Source organism: Chitinophaga nivalis, from assembly GCF_025989125.1.
In the GTDB taxonomy this organism is placed as follows: domain Bacteria; phylum Bacteroidota; class Bacteroidia; order Chitinophagales; family Chitinophagaceae; genus Chitinophaga; species Chitinophaga nivalis.
On record NZ_JAPDNR010000001.1, the window covers coordinates 3003260 to 3025557 of the forward strand.

13 protein-coding genes are annotated in these 22298 nt (G+C 45.3%); 3 read left to right on the forward strand and 10 right to left on the reverse strand.

The features are described 5' to 3' along the window. Window positions 1-449 precede the first annotated feature (449 nt). A complete protein-coding gene (locus OL444_RS12270) occupies window positions 450-1202 on the forward strand; it encodes a hypothetical protein (RefSeq protein WP_264732904.1) in 753 nt (250 codons plus the stop codon). Window positions 1203-1302: 100 nt separating this feature from the next. Here OL444_RS12270 and OL444_RS12275 read toward each other — a convergent pair whose 3' ends face one another. The 6 genes from OL444_RS12275 to OL444_RS12300 all read right to left on the reverse strand — a co-directional run bounded on the left by OL444_RS12275 (window position 1303) and on the right by OL444_RS12300 (window position 10429). Beyond that, window positions 1303-1899: a TetR/AcrR family transcriptional regulator gene (locus OL444_RS12275; RefSeq protein WP_264732902.1), complete on the reverse strand. Its 597-nt coding sequence runs from the start codon at window positions 1897-1899 to the stop codon at window positions 1303-1305. A 39-nt stretch (window positions 1900-1938) separates the two neighbouring features. Then, window positions 1939-3222: a TolC family protein gene (locus OL444_RS12280; protein WP_264732901.1), complete on the reverse strand. Its 1284-nt coding sequence runs from the start codon at window positions 3220-3222 to the stop codon at window positions 1939-1941. Window positions 3223-3277: 55 nt separating this feature from the next. Beyond that, window positions 3278-6397 carry an efflux RND transporter permease subunit gene (locus OL444_RS12285; RefSeq protein ID WP_264732900.1) on the reverse strand — a complete coding sequence of 1040 codons (3120 nt, stop codon included), beginning with the start codon at window positions 6395-6397 and terminating at the stop codon, window positions 3278-3280. 55 nt (window positions 6398-6452) lie between these two features. Next, entirely contained in the window at window positions 6453-7481 is a 1029-nt protein-coding gene (locus OL444_RS12290; protein ID WP_264732899.1) for an efflux RND transporter periplasmic adaptor subunit, read from the reverse strand. Window positions 7482-7714: 233 nt separating this feature from the next. Continuing rightward, the gene (locus OL444_RS12295; protein WP_264732898.1) at window positions 7715-8626 is read right to left on the reverse strand and encodes an AraC family transcriptional regulator; all 912 of its coding nucleotides are present in this window, start codon (window positions 8624-8626) and stop codon (window positions 7715-7717) included. Window positions 8627-8995: 369 nt separating this feature from the next. Beyond that, window positions 8996-10429: an amino acid permease gene (locus tag OL444_RS12300; RefSeq protein ID WP_264732897.1), complete on the reverse strand. Its 1434-nt coding sequence runs from the start codon at window positions 10427-10429 to the stop codon at window positions 8996-8998. 446 nt (window positions 10430-10875) lie between these two features. On the opposite strand from OL444_RS12300, the gene OL444_RS12305 reads away from it, so the two are divergent. Further along, window positions 10876-12930, forward strand: coding sequence for a TonB-dependent receptor family protein (locus OL444_RS12305; RefSeq protein WP_264732896.1), 2055 nt, complete (start codon window positions 10876-10878; stop codon window positions 12928-12930). Between the two features lie 23 nt (window positions 12931-12953). Next, window positions 12954-15041 (forward strand): TonB-dependent receptor, encoded by a 2088-nt coding sequence (locus OL444_RS12310; RefSeq protein WP_264732895.1) that lies wholly within the window; start codon window positions 12954-12956, stop codon window positions 15039-15041. A gap of 58 nt (window positions 15042-15099) precedes the next feature. Here OL444_RS12310 and OL444_RS12315 read toward each other — a convergent pair whose 3' ends face one another. The 4 genes from OL444_RS12315 to OL444_RS12330 form a co-directional block, all read right to left on the reverse strand. Further along, on the reverse strand, window positions 15100-17499 hold the full coding sequence (locus tag OL444_RS12315) for a TonB-dependent receptor (protein ID WP_264732894.1): 2400 nt from the start codon (window positions 17497-17499) through the stop codon (window positions 15100-15102). 58 nt (window positions 17500-17557) lie between these two features. Beyond that, window positions 17558-18841: a sensor histidine kinase gene (locus OL444_RS12320; RefSeq protein ID WP_264732893.1), complete on the reverse strand. Its 1284-nt coding sequence runs from the start codon at window positions 18839-18841 to the stop codon at window positions 17558-17560. Beyond that, the gene (locus OL444_RS12325; protein ID WP_264732892.1) at window positions 18838-19512 is read right to left on the reverse strand and encodes a response regulator transcription factor; all 675 of its coding nucleotides are present in this window, start codon (window positions 19510-19512) and stop codon (window positions 18838-18840) included. The genes OL444_RS12320 and OL444_RS12325 overlap by 4 nt, the downstream gene beginning before the upstream one ends. A gap of 141 nt (window positions 19513-19653) precedes the next feature. Continuing rightward, on the reverse strand, window positions 19654-22128 hold the full coding sequence (locus tag OL444_RS12330) for a TonB-dependent receptor (protein ID WP_264732891.1): 2475 nt from the start codon (window positions 22126-22128) through the stop codon (window positions 19654-19656). Window positions 22129-22298: the final 170 nt, after the last annotated feature.

Below are 22298 nucleotides of genomic sequence, written 5' to 3' on the forward strand. Positions count from 1 at the left end.
GCGAAGATAGGCATTTAACTTTAGGCAGACTGGGAAGGGCCGGTGTATAGGTATTGGCGGATATGGCGTGAAACTTTATAAACGCGATAGGTGTTGTGGGTAAATATGCTATAACATCTTTTCCAGCTAAAAATTTATATCCCGGTTAACAGATATTAATTCAAAAATATACTGCATCTTTATTACCATACTGCATGCAACAGTAAATACAATCATCTCTGTCAGAACCAATTTCTTTTTCAATACAATACCCGTATAAAAACCGATACCTTATCAGGTGTTCCTGAAATAATAGGAAGAGTTATTCGCCGGCAGGTATCATTCACCTGTTGAAAGCTGATAGCAGTATCTCCGTGTCTGGTATATAAATGAGCAATATCGGCAACGCTATACCTATTGATCTGTTCCGGAGATGCCGGTCCGGAAAAATCTATTTAAAACATCACTACATGAAAAAAATTTATCTCCTGATGGTTGCACTGGCAGCCATCACCTTCAGTTCCTGTAAAAAAGAGGAAACCCTGGATCAAACAAAGCCACTTACAGAGGAAGCGTACAAAGCAAAACTGGAAAAGTTAATTCACCTGACACCGGAAACGACTTCCGGTAAATCTGCTGCGGCCCGGAAAGCTGGCAGCAGCAGCGCATTCAAAACGTATAAAGAAGCGTATGAAGCATTTAGTTTTCTGGAAGACGGTGGCAAATTTGTAGTTACAACCGAATTCAGACAAACAAAAGGACCTGCTGTAAACACAACAGCAAAAGTACCTGTATCAGCTACCGGTGGCTTGTTTCCAGGTGATGACCCCTATGAAGATACACAAACCGTATATTGGAGAGCGCAAACCAAGGCCACTGCACAGGTTAAAAATACTTTCCGGGTGTCGCAGCTGGATGCCGACTTTATCTGGGATTTTACGGTCGTATACTATAAACAACTGACAGGTGCCTGGCGTAGTGAAATCACGGTTACCAAAAGAGGGCAGCCTAATTTCGCTTATGGCGGTTTGGGTATTCTGGACGTAGGACCAGTAGAGTGGGTAGGCGACAAATTTATTAAGTCCGGCCAGGGACATACTACTATCGGTGGTGTGGAAGCCTCTTTTATTATTCGCATAGAATGTAGTGTAACGGTAGGTGGTACGGTATCGCCTTCAGTTGCACCTTCGCTGCTGGCGAAGATGACCGCGGTAGCGATGTGAGTTTATAACAGACATCAAACATAAAAAGACACCGGCTTATGCCGGTGTCTTCGCCACCTGTCCGGGAAATCTCCCGCTCTTTGATTGCCATTCCTATCTGCTATCCTTGCTTCCCATATAACAACTTCATACCTTTTACACTCACCAGCCCCTGCAGAAAAATCCGGTTCATCTCCCGACAGACCCGGTCTACATCAATGCCCTGCAGCCATATTTCTTCCAGTATAATCTGTAGCTGAGTGATATATATTTTTGCAATCAGCCAGGTATCTATATCAGGCCGGTATACTTCTTCCGCAATACCTCGCCGCAGATTGAGCAACAAGAAAGATTCCACGGCTTCTTCCTTGAATGTGGCCAGCTTTTTCCAGCTGTCGGTATAATGATTGCTGAGATCTGCCAGAAATATGGGTTGTACCGTTTGCACCATCTTTTCGATACCCTTCAAAAAATGCTTCATTTCTATGATCGCATGAGAAGAGATGTGCTGATTTAACAGCAGGTATCTGCCTGATTTATCGATCCAGTCGGCTATGATCATATTCACCAGCTTCTCCTTGCTTTCAAAGTGTTCATAAAAATCGTGTTCTGTCAGACCGCAGCTACGTGTAATAGCGGCTATACTCACAGCTCTGATACCCTTTCGGGTAAACAGTGCCATGCCTGTATAAAGTAACTGATTCCATTCTACTTTCATGTAAGATCATTTTCAGGTGATGTGTCTGAATAAAAGAAATTACCTCGCTGCACCAATCGCCTTCTGATAAGCCGCTTCATTGATTTTATATTCCACCTTACTATCTATAATACTGCTATAGGCCTGTTGCCAGATGGCCTGTGCTTCCAGTACATCTTTACCGGTGATAGTACCTGCTTTGAACCGGTCGTTGGCTAGCCGGAGGTTTTCTTCTGCCTGTGTGAGCGATAAATGTGACCTGTGAATTTTTTTCACGGATTGGTTCAGTGCGAGATAAGTATGCTGCACTTCTATATTGATCTGCTCTTTGGTATCTTCCAGCAATTGTTGCCGGGCCGCGATTTTAAAGGACTGTTCTTTTATTTTATGCGCTCTTTTACCCCAGTCGAAAATCGGCATACTGATACTGGCCAGACCATAATAGGTGCTCATAAAATCTTTTCCATTGCTGATATTTACTGATTTCCCGGCAGCAGCCACCCCGCTGGCACTCACCCCGATGGTGGGCAGCAGATCGCCTTTCAGTAGTTTCTTTTGGAGTTCTTCTGCATCCAGGACATTTTTCAATAAACGTATCTCTGGTCTGTTGTCCGCTGCGGCCAGTAAGTCGTCGCCGGTAAGTTCATTAAAGTCACCTGTTACAGAATCGGCTACGGCAAAGTTTACCTGCCCCGGCATACCGGTTAGCTGTGCCAGCTGCAGTTTGGCCATCACCAGGCCATCTGCAGCCTGCGATACCTGCAGGGCGGCTTCATTCAGATTTACTTCCACGCGCAGCAAATCATTTTTGTAGATGATACCGGCATCATACGCGTTTTTCAGTTCCCGTTGCAAGCCTTGTAACAGGGTCTGGTATTTATCTGCCAGCACCATTTTTTCTTTTACCTGTACCACCTGCCAGTAGGCTTTGTGTACGTTCAGGATAACTTCTGCTGTGGTGAGCACTTTTTGTTCTTCCTGTATGCTGATAAATTTTTCGGCGATTTTTTTTCCGTTACGGATTTTTCCACCGGCATAGATGGCCTGGGTAGCAGATATGCTGCCACTCACCACATACTCGGGAATCATACCGTTGAAGGCGCCGCCCACAGGTTTGCCCAGGTATGCGCCCATTACACTTCCATCAATAGCAGGGTAGGCATTGGTGACTGCTGATTGCAGGGCCGCGCCGGCCGCATCAATCTGGTACCGGGCTGCTTTGATTTTTTTATTCTGTTCCAATGCCAGCTGCTGGCAGGTTGTTACCGACAATACCTGTGTTTGCGCCGCAACATAGTTGCCCGACAGCACAGTTGCCAGCGAAAATATTAATCTGAAGTTCATGGTTGTTTTTTTAGATAGCAGGTGGCCTGGCTGTGCCACCTGCTGCGCTGATGAATTAATGCGCCGGTTTATACATAATGTCTACGTCTGCATCCGGTGCTACGGCAGGTTCCGGAGCAGGGCGTACAAACAGGTAGTAAAGTACCGGTATCACAAACAGGGTAAGTATCATGGATACAATCAACCCGGAAGCCAGTACACTGCCCAATGGCGCCCATAAAGGTGATTTGCCGAGGATCATGGGTACTACCCCGATGGCTGCCGCGGCAGACGTCAGGAAAATGGGCCGCATCCGTCGTTTGGCCGCACCCAATGCCGCGGCTTTGATGGTGTAATGATGATCCCGCACCAGCTCATCGGCATAATCCACCAATATAATCCCGTTACGTACCACAATACCAATCAGACTGATGATACCCATGAAGGCCGTCATCCCCATCGGATTGCCCGTGATATACAGGCCCAGGAAAGCGCCCAGTAAACTGAGGGGGAAAGTGGCCAGGATAATCAGCGTTTTACCGAATGTTTTAAACTGGAATAATAAGGTCAGCAGAATCAGCACCAGGCTGGTACTTAAAGCCTTGTTCATACCGGGTTGGTTTTCGGCGGAAGATTCTGCATCGCCGCCATATTGTATACTGATGCCTGCCGGTAACTGCAGCTTTTCAATTTCAGGCTGTGCTTTTTTCAATACATCCGAAGCAATGATACCCATCTGTGCTTCCGACAGTACGGTGAGCGTGCGGATACCATTGCGGTGTGCAATGACCCCGGTATGCCAGGAAGGAGCCAGTTCCGCTACGGCTTTCAAGGGTACCTTAGTACCATACAGGTTATTCAGCCGGATGTTGCCCAGGTCACTGAAATCCTTCCGGTTGCTGGTGTCCAGCCGCAGCAGGATGTCTACGGGCTTATCGCCTTCCCACAACTGCGATACGGCATAGCCTTTCAGGCCTGCGCCAATAGTTTGTGTAATGAGCTGATTGGGTACGCCCAGCCGCGTGGCGGCGTCTTCTTTTATTTTAAGGCTGATACCCAGGTAATCGTCTTCATAATCAGAACGTACCCAGTTGGCGCCGGGTGTGCGTTCCAGGATCGCTTTCACCTGTTCTGCCACCAGTTTCTGATCCCGGAGGTTTTCTCCGATGATTCTTACCGCAAGCGGAGAACCTTCCTGCATACTCAATTGCCGCAGGCGGATGTATCCATTGGGGATAAATCCTTCAAACTTTTTCAGGTAGTCTTTTACCAATTCATTCGTATCATCACTACCGCCTGTGGTAATAAATACCTGGGCGAAATTTCGTCTGGGCATCTCTGGTGAATAAGTCACGTTAAAACGGGGTGAGCTGGTGCCGATAAAGCTGGCAATACCTAATACCCGTTTATCTTTATACAGTTCTTTCTCTACCAGTTTTACCACTCTTTCTGTTTCTTCCAGGGAAGTGCCGTTGGCCATCCATATCTCTGCATTAAACTGTTTGCTTTCACTCAGTGGGAAAAATTCCTGCTTTACCTGTCCTGCCAGTAAGATGGCGATGACTACCGCAGCAACAGCAATGCCTACTGTGGTTTTAGGAAAAGCAAAGGCCAGTTCCACTCCTTTGTTAAAGGCATGCTGGAGGTAGTCCAGCAGACTTTTACGTTTTTTGGTGGTACTTACTTTATGTTTCAATCCTTTTTTGATGAATACATAACAGGTATAGGGCGTGAGCAGCAATGCCACGGCCATGGAGGTAATGAGTGCCACAGCGATGGTAACCGGCAGGGAGGCAATGAAGTCTTTGGAGATACCACTCATGAAAATGGCGAGTGGTGCAAAGGCAAAGATGATCGCCAGGGTAGCTGTAAAAATAGGGAGTGATAACTGCTGGGCGGCCTGCCAGGCTGCTGTCCAGGGAGTGATGTCTTCATCCAGTTTTTCTATGTAGTTATCCACTACCACAATGGCATTGTCTACCACCATGCCCAATACGATAATCAGTGCGGCCAGTGTTACCTGGTGAAGTTCCAGCCCGATGATGTTAATGAGGCCGAAGGTAATCAGGATAGATACCGGTGCAGCCAGTGACGACACCGCAGCTACGCGGAAGGGGAGCAGCAGCATCACCACTACAATCACGGATGCAATGGCCAGTCCGAATTCTTTCATAAAGTGACGGATACTTTCGTCTACTACTTCCGGCTGATTAACGATGGTCGTAATCTTGACGTCGTCGGGCAGTTCCTGCCGGAGTTTTTCCAGCTTATCTTCCACAATATGACCAAACTGTACAATGTTATTACCGGGTTGCATCTCTATGGCGAGCATCATTACCTTATCATCACCCAAACGGATAAACGAAGCAGGTTCTTCATAGCGTCGTTCTATGGTGGCAATATCCTGCAGTCGGACGACCGTTCCCTGCGGGGTGGTATAAATGATCTGCGCGCCCAGATCTGCCGCGGTTTTATATTGGCTGTTGGTAAATACCGGGAAGATGTTGGAACTGATTTTCATTTCCCCGGAGTAGCCTGTGATGTTCTGTGTTTGCAGGATACGCACAATGGTAGACAGGTCAAAACCATACTGCTGCATCTTTTGATCATCTATGGTAACATACAACTGTTGTTTCTGTCCGCCGGACCTGTTTATTTTGGATAGTTCCGGTATGGTTTTGAGTCCGTCTTCTATTTTATCCAGGTATTTTTCAATTTCAGCATAACTGCGTTGCGGAGAGGATACGGTAATAATCTGTGCCGTTACATCGCCGAAATTACTGTTTACAACAGGGCCTATCACCCCTGCCGGCAGGCTTTGCCGCCCCATCACATTTAATCCGTGCTGGAGGGTGCTCCAGAATTTTTTGCGGTCTTTGATGCGGGTGTGTAGTTCTACCGTGATGAATACCTGTCCGTCTTTGGTCTGTGACCTGGTTTTTTTCTTATCTACTTCTTCAAAGGAAAACAGGTATTGTTCTATTTTATTGGTCACCTGTTTTTCCATCTGCACTTCATCCGCACCGGGATAGAAGGCATATACCATGGCGATCGGCATATCTATTTTCGGATTCTCCGATCGGGGCATGTTCAGTAGGGAATAAACGCCCAGCAATAATAACAAAGCTACCACTACAATGGTCACCTGTTTATATTGCATGGCTGCTTCTATGAAGCTTATCTTTCTTTTTTTCATTCTTCCAAGGTTGTCAGACTTAATAATTTTTTTAACGCACCTTCCCGGATAATAGCTACAGGCTTATCGCTGTGCCCTCTTTTATATTGGAAAGACCCGTGGTAATTACTTTTTCACCACCGTTTAATCCGGTTGTTACCACTACTTCATTGGTGCCTGTAAGTGCGCCTACGGTAATGCGTTTGCGGACAGCTTTCTGTTGTTCATTGGCAACAAATACATAGGTGATATCGTCTGCATCTCTCACGACGGCGGTAGCCGGAACAGTGATGGCGGATATATTTTTACCGGTGTTGATGCGGATGTTGGTCAGCATACCTGGTAACAGTTGTCCATTGTTGTTGGCCAATTTTATTTTGATATTATAAGTACGGGAAGTGATATCTGCCTGTGGGTTGATGATGGTGATTTTACCATCGATATTTTCCTGCAGGGTAGGGATATATACCGTGGCGTTGCTGCCATGTTTAATCGCGCCTACTTCACTTTCCGGGATGGCAGCTTTGGCATAGACCATATCTGTTTTTACAATGGTGAAGGCCGGTACACCTGGCGCGGCAGCGCTGCCCCGTTCTATTTTGCGGGCTGTGATAATGCCCGACATCGGTGCATAGAGGTGGCTGTCGGCAATGCGTTTGGCATTGATTTGTTTATTGGCTTTGGCCTGTGCAAGTTTTGTCCGGATATCGATATAGTCTTTTTCCGGTAAACTTCCTTTTTGATACAGTTCGTGCAGCCGTTTATACATATCTTCTGCCTGATCCAGGCTGGCGTTGGCAATCGCGAGTGCGTTGCTGTATTCCGTGGCATCGATGGAAGCCAGGAGTTGTCCCTGTTTTACCATTTGTCCTTCTTCTACAGCTATGTTGCTGACCACACCATGCACTGCAAAACCAATATCTGCGGTATTATCCGGCTCGATGGTGCCGGAGTAGGACAGTTGCTGGGGCATATCATTATTACCGGCTTTGAAGATGCTTACTTTCACGGGTGCCTGCTGACTTTTTTTGATTTCCTTGCTGCTACAGCCTGCAAGCAGTGCCGCCATCATTAAAACAGGCACTGGTTTGAACGTCATTGACATAAAGAGAATTATTACAATTATGGAATACGAGAATTCGTATAGCAAAATTAGCTGCGGTGTTGCAGCCGGAAAAGGTTGATAAATCGGGTATTCTGGTCTGAAAGTCGGTTTGTTTTGATGTTATACGGAAATGGATATACGAAAATAGCCGGGGTAAGACTGCCCCGGCTTTGTTTTTAAACCTACAACTGTTACACTGTTAGTAACAAGAATTATCAGGGGAGGAACAAACGTTAGTGATGCGTAGCGCGGAAGGTGCGTGGCGACACGCCGGTATGTCGTTTGAAAAACTTGCCAAAGAATGACTGGTCGCTGAAATGCAGGGTTTCTGCTATTTCGGCAATACTGAGTCTGGGATTTTCCAGCAGTATTTTCGCTTCCAGTATTACATAGTCATCGATGATTTCACCGGCATTTTTGCCGGTAATTTCCTTCACGGTTTCTGTCAGGTATTTGGCGGTAACGAATAGCAGTTCTGCATATTGCTGTACATTCCGTTGATGTCTGAAATGCAGTTGTACCAGGTTGGTGAAACTAATCACCAGGCTTTCTTTTCTGGAGATATTCGGATTTTTTATTTCCGTATACCGGGTTGACATAGATGCCAATTCATACATGAGCAGAAAAAAGGTATGCTGCAGGCATTCTTTGGCAAACGGTACGCCATTGGTTACATTGCTCAGGCGAAAGGTGAGCTGTTTGAAATGTCCTGCCAGTATTTGTGCATCAGCAGCGGTCAGCCGCCAGTGAGGTGAATACTTGGTGGTGAAATAATCATATAGTTCCATTTTGTTGGCTGGCATACCTATTTCCACCAGAAAGTCCAGGGTGAAGTTTAAGCCGGAAACAACAGATGATTTATCTACATAATTAATTTTTTTCAGTGCGTTGGGTGAAATGAGCAACAGGTCATTGTCTGACAGGTGGTATACTTTACGATCCAGCGTACCTTTTACCAGTCCTTGCTGTATCAGCAGAATGCTGGTGAAGTCGGATCTGAAATAGGTTTTTACCTTATCATAATCGGCCAGATTGATATCCGTCACTACAAAAAGTCCCAGTTCTGACGCCGTCTCCCGGAATCCGCTGCTATGCATGAATTCTGCCTGTTTGTAAATATCGCCGTGCTCTTTTTTTTGTGCCATGTCATTTCATCATTGCGTCGTAGATACCGGGTGCCGTTTGTATGGTGACGATGCGAAGGTCTGCCGATATCTGCAGCGATCAAAGGTTAATATGTCGGTAATACTGGTCAGAAAGTCGGTTGGTGTTTTGGTCACCGGTGGTACGACTCCCTCATTAAAGATAACGATTTATAGAAATGGAGAGGGCTGGGGTAGTTTTAATTGTGGTTATGTGCTGCGTAAATAAGTATTAATATTTTAATGTAAAGAGCAGATGGGAGGTCTCTTAAAAAAGGCGCCAAATAGTAATCGTGTCTCCATATCAGTTATAAAAAAGAAAGCAGCAGGAAATGATCCTGCTGCTTTCTTTTTATATCGTTGAGGAGATTTTTACCCCTGTTGTTTTTTTCTTTGGATAGGCAGATAACAAAGGTAGAGAAATACCACCCACCCCGGAATCAGTGCTACCGGCAGTTTCATCCCCGTGATCCACATCAGCAGCAGAATACCGATAAGAAATACCAGGCAGATGTAATTGGATAACGGATAGAGGAAAGACGGAAATTTAGTACGGATAGCAGCCACTTTTTTACTGCCCCGGAATTTCAGGTGCACCACACTAATCATCAGCCAGTTGATAATCAAAGAAGACACCACCAGCGACATCAATACTTCCAGCGCTTTCTCCGGCATCAGTTTATTTACAACAATGCAAATAGCAGCAAATGCGGCAGAGGCGAGAATAGCTTTTACCGGTACATGGTTTTTATTTAACCCCGATAAAAAACGAGGGGCATTACCTTGTACCGCCAGGCCATACAACATTCTGCTGTTGCTGAATACACAACTGTTATATACAGAGAGGGCCGCCGTTAATACAATCACGTTCAGCACATTGGCAATAAGGCTGGTGAAATAAATGGTTTTGCCAAACAGCTGAAACTGAAAACCTTTTAAGGTCTGGAATACCATCACAAAGGGACTACTATCTGTGGTAATACTTTTCCAGGGAGACAAGGCAAACAGGATAATCAAAGCACCCACATAAAAAATAAGGATACGGTAAATAACCTGATTGGTAGCCTTGGGAATGGTTTTTTCCGGTTTATCTGCTTCTGCAGCAGTAATACCGATCAGTTCCAGTCCGCCGAAAGAAAACATAATCAGCGCGATGGCCGAAAATAAACCCTGATAGCCGCCTTTCCCATCTGGTGTTAATAATCCTTTCGGGAAAAAGCCACCGTCGTTCCAAAGGTTTTCGATACTGGCCTGGGCGCCGCCACTGCCACTCAGCAACAGGTAAACGCCGAATATAATCATGGCAATGATAGCCACTACTTTTATGATAGAAAACCAGAACTCCGCTTCTCCGTATACTTTCACGGAGCTGAGGTTCAGGGCATTGATGGCTACAAAGAAAAACAGACTGGAAGCCCAGAGGGGAATCTCCGGCCACCAGAAATGTATATACACCCCGATGGCAGTCAGTTCCGACATACTAACGAGAATATACAGTACCCAGTAGTTCCAGCCGGAAGCAAAGCCGGCGAAGGAGCCCCAGTATTGATAGGCAAAATGGCTGAAACTTCCGGATACCGGTTCTTCCACTACCATTTCTCCCAGTTGGCGCATAATAAAAAAAGCGATAATACCGGCGAGGGCATAACCCAGAATGACAGATGGACCTGCCAGTACAGCGGCAGGACCTATTCCCAGGAATAAGCCGGTTCCAATGGCGCCCCCGAGGGCGATTAACTGAATGTGCCTGTTTTGTAACCCTCTTTTAAGTTCCTGCGCAGCAGGTTGTTTGTTAGTTGATTCCAATGTTATTAAGCTAGATCTGGTTGCAAGATGGATTAAATTCGGTAAAATGTAAACATATGTTTATTTCAGGGATTAAAGAATAAATAATTATTGTAGGTAGATGACCGGAAAATAGTGGTTTTATCTTGTGTGATGCTTGTAGGTTGACCGCTGTTGTTGTTATCCCGTTGTCTGAGTTTGTTGGCCAGACAGCTTGCTTTGAAAAGGAGGGAAATCAGGGCGGGCATATTGCAACAGCCAGTCATTAATCCCGTGACAGCTACCTGTATTACAGCATCCTGTTTCCGGAAAATCAATTTTGAATTAATTTAGAATTTTAAATGCTGTCTCCTTTTTCGTATATAATTTATTGATTATTAATCGTATACCTTTTTTCCGCATTGGAGTAACCCGCCTTTTGATTGCAGGATATCTTTGTCCCCGATTTTTAATGACCTAACTTATTTATGAAGCGATTTAATATAGCCTGTCTGTTTTTAATTTTTAGCTTACTGATCAAAGGATATGCACAAAGTGTTCCTCCGGATAAGAGGAAAATTGACCAGGATAGTCTTTGGAATATATCTTTGCAGGATGTTACCGTTACTTCCAACGGCTTAAACAATAAAATAAAAAATCTGGCGAGTACTGTCAATATTGTCAATAGTAAACAAATCAAAGAACTGGGGATTCAGTCTGTAGGAGATGCTATCCGGCTTATTCCGGGAGCTAACTACCAGGATGAAGATGGTCGTGGCCTGAAACCTGGTATTGGATTACGGGGGCTGGATCCGGGCAGGAACGGATATGTAGTAGTACTGGTAGATGGGAAAATACCGCTGGGCCAAAGCTATGGACAACTTGGTGCATACTATATGCTGCCGGTTGCCTCCCTGGAACGCATTGAAGTAATCAAAGGAGCTTCTCCGGTATTATATGGCGCCGGTTCCATTGGCGGTGTCATTAATCTGATTACTAAAAAAGGACAGGGAAAACCCAATGCTGCCGCCAGTATTGAAGCTGGTAGTTATAATTATCTCAACGCAAATGCATCTGCTTATGGAGATAATGGCAAACTGAATTACTATGTTAATTATAACCGCCGGCAGGGAAATGGCTTTCGTTCCGACAGATCTGCCTTTCATACCAACGATGTTACTTTTCGTATAGGCGCTAAGTTGGATTCGACTGATGAGTTATCTGTTTCCGGTAATATTTATACAGAAGATGCGGAAACTCCAGGCGGACTTTCTGAGCAACAGTACAGAGATGATTACCGGCAAAGTGTGAACCCGTTTGATCAGTTTTATGCGCAACGTTATGCTACTGCCATCACCTACAAAAAAAATATCAATACCACCAACAGTATTTCCTTATCGGTGTTTGCCAATTACTTTAAGCGGAACTGGTGGTATGATACGAAACGGGATCGAAAATCCATCTTAGGCGATTTAAGAGACATCTTTACCGGCGGTGCTGTGCTGGAGTATAACCGCACCAATAAACTACTGGGTTTTGATAATTCACTGATTGTTGGCTTGAAATACCTGGGAGACCAAACCAACAGTACAAAAGTGATGGGAGCAGACCCGCTGCGTCATGTGGGGAAAACTACTTTCTCTACTACCATTCCGACCAATGTGATGGAAGGATATATCCAGAATGAGATCCATTTTTCTGATCAATTCAGCTTTACTCCCGGATTACGCTATACTGCCATTAACTATGGTCAGCAGGATTATATGGCAGGTCAGGAGTTAGCTACGCAAAGCAATGTACTCGTGTATTCGTTTGGGTTATTATATAAGCCGGTAGAAAGATTCAGAACATATGCCACTGTTTCCAAAGGATATAATCCCCCTGTGCTATACGCAGCCCTGGACCCGGGTACCGTTAAAAACGGTAACAGCCTGGATGCGGAGACGTCCAATAACTATGAAATTGGTATCCGTACTAATCCGGTGAACTGGCTGGATCTCAGTATGAGTGGCTATATACTGGATTTTAATCATAAACTTACTGAAGAAGGAGGTGTATTCTCCAATACAGGTAAAGCCATGCATAAAGGCATTGAGTTTGAATTGAATATTTTACCTTTTAAAGGAATGCGCTTATATGCCATAGGTGCTTTACAACGGGCAACTTTCGGAGAAGGAACCAATAAAGGTAACCTGTTGCCGTATGCACCCCAACAGATCCTGACTGCAGGTGCCAAATATCAGGCCCTGGTTGGTACCGGAGAATTAATCGTCAATGCATACCATACTTTTACCGGTAAACAATACAACGACGGTTTAAATACCGAACAACCAACAGCAGATGGTAGCAACGGCGCTATACCTGCCTATAATCTGCTGAATCTCTCTTTAAACTATAACTGGAACAACTGGGGTGTTAGTCTTACGGTCAATAATCTGCTGAATGAAAAATACTTTACCCATCGCTATGATTTTTGGGGAGGTATATTTCCCGGGGCGCCCACTACTGTTAATGCCGGCCTGTCCTACCGTATTCACCACTGATTCACCACACAAAACCAACTACTTTGAAACGATTGATTTTTTCGGGCTTTTCAGCTGTAATGATGGCCGCAGGAAGTGTTGCCGCACAAGATAGCAGCCATACAACACATCCGGCTCCTGTTGCAAAACACCGAAGCCAGGCAGATACTACCAGCCAGCTGGGAGAAGTAATTGTTACGGCGAGCAGGGTGGCTGAAAGCATTAATGAGGTACCTTCTTCTGTAACGGTTATTTCAAGGAAGGAAGTAGAAAAGCTGGCGCAGATCAACAATAATCTGCCTTACATCTTAATGCAGAAAGTGCCGGGTATTTCGCCCAGCGAAGAAAGTCAGAATAATTTTATCGGAAAAATCCGGGGCCGAAACTTCCTGGTATTGATTGATGGCGTACCGCAATCCACTCCTTTAAGAAACGGTGGCCGCGACCTGCGTTCAATAGATGTCAGTGCCATTGATCATATTGAAGTAATCAATGGCGCGTCTGCGATGTATGGGAATGGCGGCGCCGGTGGTATTATCAACTATATCACTAAGAAACCGGTCAGGCACGTACCGTTTACAGCCACTACTTTTTTCAACAATAGCCTGAATCTGGCCAAAACAGATGGCACTTATACCTATAACCTGTCACAGGTATTCAGCGGGCAAATACACCGTCTGGATTATGTTATACAGGGAAAAATAGCCCGTACCGGTGTAAGCAGATCCGCGGACGGGGAAGTGATCAGCCCTTTTTACGGACTGGGAGAAACCAACACCTATAATGCCCTGGTGAAAATTGGGTATGATATCTCGGATAAACACCGGATAGAAGTAATGGGGAACTATTACAACAGTATACAGGATAGCAAATATATCGGTACTACCGGAAAGCTGGGTATATCTCCGGCTATCGGTATACCGGGCGACACAAGTATCGCTGGCGGTACGCCCTATAATAAAACACTGAATATAAAGTATACGGGTACCTATGGTAAAACAACCGCCAGTATTACAGCTTATTACGACGATATGAATACAGTGTTCGAAGCGTACAATCAAATATACGCAGACCACTGGGGTGCGCGGCTGAATTTTAATACACCGTTTACCTTGTCTGCTAAAAGCAATGTGCAGCTTATTTATGGTATGGACTTCCTGAAGGACCATACTGTACAGAAAGATATTGTAAATAAGCTGATCACCCCGGAAATGTACATGAATAGTATAGCGCCATACCTGCAGTCTAAATTTGTACTGGCTTCCTCGTGGATACTGAAAGCCGGTGTAAGGTTTGAACAACTGGGTTTCCGTGTAGGTGATCTGGTGAAAGCAGGGAAACTGATTCCCGGTGTTGCCAACAACTATCATGCATTGGTATTTAACGCAGGAGCCAGATATAATAAACTGTCTTATCTGCAACCTTTTGCCAGCTTCTCCCAGGGGTTTTCTATAGGAGACGTGGGACTGGTGCTCCGCAATGGTATTTCACTGAATGCCATTGATGCTACTCCTGTAAAGGTCAATAATGTAGAAGCGGGTATAAGTGGTACTATCCACCAATTTACCTATGAGTTAACCGGTTATTACAGCACCACCCGAAAGAGTACTACCTATGCGGAAACAAGTACCCCCGGCAATTATGAATTAATACAGATGCCGCAGCGCATTTACGGTGTGGAAGCTGTCATGGGCTTTAAGGCAACAGACTGGCTTAATCTGGGAAGTACAGTAGGATACATGAATGGGAGAGAAGATGCAAAGAACAATGGCCACTATGACGCGAAACCGGATAATGCCGTTATTTCACCCTTAAAAATAAGTGGCAATGCGAATGTTAGTATTACCCGCCATTGGGACCTGATGTTGCAGGTGGTGAAGATTGGTGCCCGGGATGTTTTTCCGAAAGAAGTATATAATTACGGGAAATACCCGATATCAGGATATACTTTGCTGGATGTATTTACTGCTTACAAATTCAAACGGGTAACATTGAACTTTTCCATCAATAACCTGTTGAATACAAATTATTATCCGATACATTCCGAAGTGCGTGGTGCCACCAACGAAGGACGGTATTACGTGAAAGGAAGTGGTGCTGTAGCGAATATAGGAGCAGTGATCAATTGGTAGTATACAACTAAAAAACAAAAAAGGATCGTGCTATTACTGCACGATCCTTTTTTATTGATCAGAATTTATAGCCATATCCCAGTCGTATTACCTGCGTTTCTGCATAGTCAGTACTGGTATAGCTGAATCCATTACCTGTAATTTCTCTTTTGATACGCAGGGTATTGGCAATATCCGTAGCATTGAAGAAAAATTCATGATTCCCGATTGTCTTTTTGATACCCAGGTCAACAGAAAAACGGGCGGCTATTTTCCCTTGCGGAATAATATCCGGCGCCAGGTAAATACCCGTTAGCTGTATGGTTACTTGCCGTGGTAGTTGAAACAGCCCGTTAAATTTGATATTCCCCGAAAATAGCTCCTGCCGGTCGGCGCTGTATACACTGGTCTGCGGATACTTATTGACCACAGTAAACGCAGCGATGGTGTTTTGATAACCATTCAGGTTCAGGTTAAAGGTAGCCCGGCGGCCTACCTTTTGGGTGAGGTTGATTTCTATCCCGGTATTATAGCTTTTACCTGCATTCTGGAATACATTATAGATCAGGTTACTGCCATTGACAATACTGCCGATACGTGTAATAGTGGCATCCATGCGTTTGTGGTATACAGACGGATTAAAGAAACCATTGCGCCAGCTGCTTTTATAACCCAGTTCAAAAGTGTTGGTAAATTGTGGCCGCAACTCCGGATTACCCACCTTAATGATGGCCGCATCGTCGTATTTAGGGAAAATACGGATGTCCACTTCATTGGGACGGTCTACCCGCCGGTTGTAAAAGAACGATAGTTTATGCTGATCATTGATACGGTAAGATAGCCGCAGATTGGGGAATGGCTGCATATAGTTATAGCCGTTACTCTTATAGGTATTATGCCCCGGATTGACGTCATACCGGAGATCTACATATTCTATTCTTAAGCCGGCTTCTATTTCCAGGTGGTTGCTTTCAAATACATAGACGCCGTATGCAGCCGGTATAAATTCCCGGTAATTGGCCCAGCCGCCGGCTGATGTGTCCAGCGGGGAATGCAGACCCGGCTTGAATTGCATGTTGGTCGGGATATCCCGTCTGCGCAATTTGATACCTCCTTCAAACCGGCCGTATTTTAATGGGTGAATATAGTCGGCATTGAGATCCATGACGTGTTCATCGGAAAGCAGTTTAAAAGAATCCAGGCCGGTATACGTGGGCATAATGTTGGTGAAGAAATATTTTTCATCTTCCCGGTGAAAAGTGTAATTAAACTGCAATTGCAGCGTGCGGCCCGGATGCCGGAACTGGTGCTGCCATCCGGCGGAAACGGTGGCCGTGGTTTTTAACTCATCTTCCAGAAACTGCCATAATTGTTTTCTTTCTTTAAGATCTGAGGTGAAAAATGGTTCATCTCCCCGATCGAGTATTTTTTCACTGCTGAATAAACCGGATACAGTAATCGTATTTTGTTCATCCGGTTTCCAGTCCATACCTGCTTTGCCGGTTATGATGTTGGTGGTTCTGTTTCTTTTTAACTGTTGCTGTATCGGTTCACCATTATCGTATAGGCGTTCCGTATATTCATTTTTGTTGAGCGTACGGGTATAGAGATTATCTCCCTGGAAAAATAAATTGACTTTATTTTTCCGGTAATTCAGCAATAGGGAAGGATTGATTTTAGGAGTAGCGGAGTATTGTGGCCGTATGTCCGGCAGGTTTGCCTTTCTTTCCCATAGTGCGCCCAGACCGGTGATCAGTCCTATTTTACCATTAAAGCCATCTTTCTTTTCTTTTTTATAGATGATATTAATAATGCCGGCATTGCCATTGGCATCATACCTGGCGGAAGGATTATGGATGATTTCAATTTTTTCGATAGCCGATGCCGGAATGTTTTCCAGGCTGGACTGTCCGCCCATGCCGGTGAGTGCTGTTTGTTTGCCATCCATTAATATCATGACTTTATCGCTGCCTCGCAGGAGCACTTTTCCATCCTGACTGGTGATGCCGGGGAGGTTTCTCATGGCGTCCATGACAGAGCCGCCTGCCTGACTGATATTGGCGGTTAACGAAAATGTTTTTTTATCCATTTTATCTGTCACTGCATCCTGTTTGCCGGTAACGGTTACCTCTTGGATATGAACGGTAGCAGGCGTGAGTTCTATCTGTCCTATATCCAGGAAGTTGCTTAATTGTCCTACTGTCAGGGCTATCCAGCGAACGTTGTAGCCCATATAGGAACATTTTACGAGATACTGCCCGCTGCTGATGGCGGATATTGTGAAATGACCGGTTTCATTGGTAATAGTGCCGGTAAGAAAGGCGCTGTCCTGTACTTTACATAGCGTTACGTTCACAAAGGGAAGTGCTGTTTTTTGCCGGGCATCTTTCAATGTGCCGGAAACAGTGACGGAATTTTGCTGTGCATGTGCAAACTGCCAGGAGAGGAATCCCAGTAGCAGGCAAAAAAAATGTTTCATCTGCTGTATACTTTATAATATCAGCAAAGTTGAAACATGATTTAGAAGGAATTTGGGATTATGCCCAGCGGATGCTGAAAATGTGTAAATCATTTTCAAAATGGTAGCACTCCTGCCATCCGTATACACTGCATATCTGGTGCACAATAGCCAGCCCCAGGCCGGTACCGGAGGCGTTAGATGAAAAAGTACCAAAGCGCCGGAATAAAATACTTTCCTGTAATGCTGTTGCACCAGGATTCGAAATTTCCAGACTGTGGGGCGTCAGTTTTACGGTAATCGTCTGGTGTGCCGCACTGTGACGGATGGCGTTGATGAGCAGATTTGTCAATAATATTTCAACTAACAGCTGGTTGCCTGTTATCTTTACACCAGGTGTTAACTGCTGTACCACCTGTAATGATTTTTCCTGTAGAAAATCTTCCAGCTGCAACAATTGATCGGCTATCAGGTCCGGTAAATCAATGATAGCTGTTTCCGGAAACTGGCTGTTCTCAATTCTTGCCAGCAGTAACAGGTTTTTATTAATCCGTGTCACCTTTGCCAGTGCCTGATGGGCCTGGTCTATCAGCTCGGATTGTTCATCAGAAATTGTTTTACTCTGGTATAGCAGATCCAGTTTGAATTTTACAATGGATAAAGGAGTTTGCAACTCATGAGAGGCATTTTGTGTAAACTCCTTTTGTTGTTTGTAGATCGCAATGTTACCGGTGATTAATTTATCCAGCTGATGGTTCAATAGGGTAAATTCTTCAATGTCGGTAGGTGCAAAGCGGATATCATTTGGTTTGTGCAGATCAAAGGTTTGTATCTGCCGCAGGCTTTGATAAAAGGGGCGCCACAGCTTTTCTGAAATTTTTCTGTTGATGAAAATAAAACCGACTAACAGAATCAGGAAAAAAGTAAACGTAACAACGGCAATGGCAACAATGGTTTCATGGGTTTCTTCCATGTTTGTTTCCAATGTAAGCCGGTATGGTTGGTTGTTAAGCAGAAAGTAGGTGACCAGGCCCTGAAACCGGTCATATCCTTTGCTGGGAATGTATTTGTTTTTTCTGTAAAGATTATAGGTAGAATCAGGTTGAAGCGCGGTGGCCAGTTGTAGCTGGTTCTCGGGCCTTAATTTATTCCATAGCAGTACACTTTCTGTCAATGCAGTATCAGAAAGAGAAAGCGCCTGCAGGTTTTGTTTAATCGTTTCACTGACGATATGGTTATGTTCTTTTAATTCGTGTTGCCAGATCAGGTCTACAATCGCATAATAAACAGGAATACTGCAGGCGAAAACAATACCTGCATATAACACAAATGCTTTCATCGATCTGTTCAGCAGCTTGCTCATATTTCCCATTTATAGCCTGTTGCATAAATTGTTTTCAGATAGTTGCCGGCGCCTGCTTCTGTCAGTTTTCGTTTCAGGTTTTTTATATGTGCATATACAAAGCTGTGACTGTCCAGCATCCCAGCCATGTCTCCTGACAGATGTTCTGCAAGTGCATTTTTAGAGATCACCCTGTTTTTGTTGCCCAGAAAATAAACCAGGAGATCAAATTCCTTTTTGGTCAGTAATACGGGTACATCGCCAACATGTACGGTTTTCGCCAGCAGGTCTATCTGTAAAGTACCTTGCTGAATGATATTGTTGTTCTGAAATTTTCTTCTTCTGATAACAGAATAAATGCGGGCTGCCAATTCCGGCAGATGGAATGGTTTAGACAAATAATCATCCGCACCGGTTTGTAGTCCTTTGATTTTATCATCCATGGAGTCTTTCGCGGAAATAATGATGACTCCTTCATGTTGATTCCTTTTTTTTAATGCCTCCAGCAGTTGCAAGCCGTCTCCTCCGGGTAGCATGAGGTCCAGCAATATGCAGTCATACTCATGCAGGTGTATTTTATCTAAGGCATGATCGTAGTTACCGGCGTGCTCACAGCTATAGCTTTGCCCGGACAGGTAGCTGATAATGCTTTGTGCCAGTTGTAGCTCGTCTTCTATGATGAGTACTTTCATGGGGCAAAAATAGCCCTGAATTCTGAATTCTTTCTGAATTACCGCCGTTGGGCTATGTGACTTGCTGTGAGGAGAGGAGGGGTAAAAGAGTAGCGGAAAGAGATATCCGGGTGCTACGGGAAGCAGCACCCGGATAATATATTAATAGCTGATGGTATAAGTCAGGGAGTAGGTTCTGCCACGACCCATGAATTCATAGGTGGCAGCGGAACTCAGTGCTTTATAGTATACCTGTGCACGTTGGCTCCAGATACTCTGGTAGTCTCTGTTCAGCAGGTTCTGTACGCCGGCAGTCAGTTTGCCGAAAGGAAGTTTAACAGCAGCGATCAGGTCCAGGGTATTGTAATCAGATAACTGGTTGCCCGCATCATCTGTCAGACGGAAGCTTTGTACATCCTGCAGGCGAACATTGAACCGGTTGTTATGCCAGCCGGCAAAGGAAACTACTTTAGACGGACTGGCATCTGTTACTGTTTGTTTTTGCCAGCTGCCGTTATTTTTATTTTCGGATTTGATAAACAGGAAATTGGTACCTGCTTCAATACCGTTATTGAAATCGTAGGATACGGCGCCTTCTATACCATAATTCCTGCGGGGTTGATCTATCAGCAACAGGGTGAGGGTAGCTGGCACGTATTGGATGTTTTTGTTGGAACGCGTGTAGAACAGGGCTGTCTGTGCATTCCAGCCATGTTGTTTCCATCTCCAGCCAGCTTCAAACTGGTGGGTTTTAATACCGCTTAACGGAGACGTACCTACGCTGGCGCCATTTTGTAATGCCCAGTGTTGTCCCTGCAGTTTATACGAGCCGGTACCATAGTATTTGGCAGGATCGGCCAGGGAGAAGCCTTCTGAGAAGTTTAACCAGGTTTGCATATGGTCAGTGGCTTTGAACACCAGACCGCCATTGAAAGAGGTCACGTTGTAGCTTTTTTCGCCACCAGGTACTGCATCAGCAGTGGTACCTACGCCCATGGCCATCAGGGCCTGCTGGCGGTAGTCCACAAAGTCATCTACTTTCACCTGAATCCGCTGTTGCCGGATACCTGCGGAGAGGGAGAGTCGTGGCAGGATATCCCAGCCTGCCTGTGCAAATCCGGCGATGCTGTTGATACCGATATGCGGATAACGGCCGGCTACCACCAGGGTTTTATTTACCAGTCCGCCGGAAGCATAAGACGTAGCCGGATCGAAGTAGGTTTGTCTGGACTCAAAATTTTCATGGTCGCCATCAATACCGTAGTTCACATGCACCGTGCGCCATTTCTTTGCCAGTACCAGCTTAAAACCATACAGGTCTGTATTCTGACTGGAAGCGCCCATATTGGGAATGCCTTTTTTAGCGCCGGCAGCATCTACATAGGAGAGGGTGCCCGGAAACGGATAGAAATTGAACCGCTCAGATCTGCCGAATGCCTGTACGTAGATATCCTGGTGGCCCAATACGTCTGAAATGTGATAGTTCAGGTTACCCATCGCTCTTTTGGAGGCCGGGTTTACATCCGATTCCCAGCCTTCTTTTACTGCAATCAGTTCCGGTTTATTTTTGAAAGCACCACTGAGGTCCGGACCTAAATAGAGGCCTTTGTTGCCATCGAAACGGGAGTCGTAGTACTGTGCTGCCACACGCAGTGATTGTTTGGCATTAATGCGCCAGTTACCGTTGGCAAAGAGGTCGATAGACCGGTTGTATTGCAGGTCGGTTTGGGTGATATCTGTTTTTATCTGCTGGCTGTTGGCATCATAGGCTGCTCCATTCTTCTGGAAAGCGGTGCCAATACGGCCATTGATCTTTTCATTGCCGGCAGATACCGACTGCGCGATACGCAGATCGTGGTCATCACTATGTCCTAATCCGCTTCTGCCACCTATCTCTGTTTCAAAGGCTACGCCATGGCGGGTTCCTTTTTTAGTAATGATATTCACAATACCACCGGATGCACCACCACCATAAATGGCGCTGGCGCCGGATAATACTTCTATCTTTTCAATGTTGAACGGATCGATCGCATCAAATTGTCTGCTTACCCCACGGGTGCTGTTCAGCGATACCCCGTCGATCATCACCAGTACTTCTCTGCCACGCAGGTTCTGGCCGGTGTTGGTACGTCCTTGTCCGCCCAGGTCTATACCGGGTATGAGGATGCCTAAAGCCTCCTTGAAGGTAACGCCGGCTTTGATCTGGGATTGCAGCCTGGTGCTGTCAATCACCCAAACGGTACCGGGTATATTGCTGATCTGTTGCGGGGTACGGGAAGATACCACGACCACATCCCGCAGCTGGCTGGTGTTTATTTCCAGGGCAAAATCCACATTGGTGGCTTGTCCGCTGGTGACGGTTATTTCTTTTTGTTGGGTAATAAATCCGATATAACTGGCTACCACCTTATACTGGCCGGGTTTTACCGATAGCTGGTAGCTCCCTTTATCATTGGTACGTACCGCCTTGTTATGTCCGGCGATGGATATGGTTACTCCTGCTAATGGCTGGCCCGTGTTGGTGACACTGCCTGTAATCGTGCCGTTTTCCTCGCTGACTGCTGCTTTTGCCAGGGCAAAAGGTAATACCAGCAAGGCTAACAGCCATAATCCCTTCCGGGTAAAAAATCCATTCATGATACCGTTGTATTTAAATAAGCGGCGCGAAGGTAGGAAGGATTGTATGGGAGGGTTTATGTATTCGGGAAAATTTTTGGGCGGCGTAGGGGAAAGGGGGGAAAGGTGTGGGGTGTCGCGATGGGGGAATTAGCGGGGTTAATTTCCTATGTTGCTATCTCACTTGATCC

Excerpts from the sequence above, each read along its gene's own strand:
- OL444_RS12270 (WP_264732904.1), top strand. The coding sequence starts at position 450 with ATGAAAAAAATTTATCTCCTGATGGTTGCACTGGCAGCCATCACCTTC.
- OL444_RS12275 (WP_264732902.1), bottom strand. The coding sequence starts at position 1,899 with ATGAAAGTAGAATGGAATCAGTTACTTTATACAGGCATGGCACTGTTT.
- OL444_RS12280 (WP_264732901.1), bottom strand. The coding sequence starts at position 3,222 with ATGAACTTCAGATTAATATTTTCGCTGGCAACTGTGCTGTCGGGCAAC.
- OL444_RS12285 (WP_264732900.1), bottom strand. The coding sequence starts at position 6,397 with ATGAAAAAAAGAAAGATAAGCTTCATAGAAGCAGCCATGCAATATAAA.
- OL444_RS12290 (WP_264732899.1), bottom strand. The coding sequence starts at position 7,481 with ATGTCAATGACGTTCAAACCAGTGCCTGTTTTAATGATGGCGGCACTG.
- OL444_RS12295 (WP_264732898.1), bottom strand. The coding sequence starts at position 8,626 with ATGGCACAAAAAAAAGAGCACGGCGATATTTACAAACAGGCAGAATTC.
- OL444_RS12305 (WP_264732896.1), top strand. The coding sequence starts at position 10,876 with ATGAAGCGATTTAATATAGCCTGTCTGTTTTTAATTTTTAGCTTACTG.
- OL444_RS12315 (WP_264732894.1), bottom strand. The coding sequence starts at position 17,499 with ATGAAACATTTTTTTTGCCTGCTACTGGGATTCCTCTCCTGGCAGTTT.
- OL444_RS12320 (WP_264732893.1), bottom strand. The coding sequence starts at position 18,841 with ATGAGCAAGCTGCTGAACAGATCGATGAAAGCATTTGTGTTATATGCA.
- OL444_RS12325 (WP_264732892.1), bottom strand. The coding sequence starts at position 19,512 with ATGAAAGTACTCATCATAGAAGACGAGCTACAACTGGCACAAAGCATT.
- OL444_RS12330 (WP_264732891.1), bottom strand. The coding sequence starts at position 22,128 with ATGAATGGATTTTTTACCCGGAAGGGATTATGGCTGTTAGCCTTGCTG.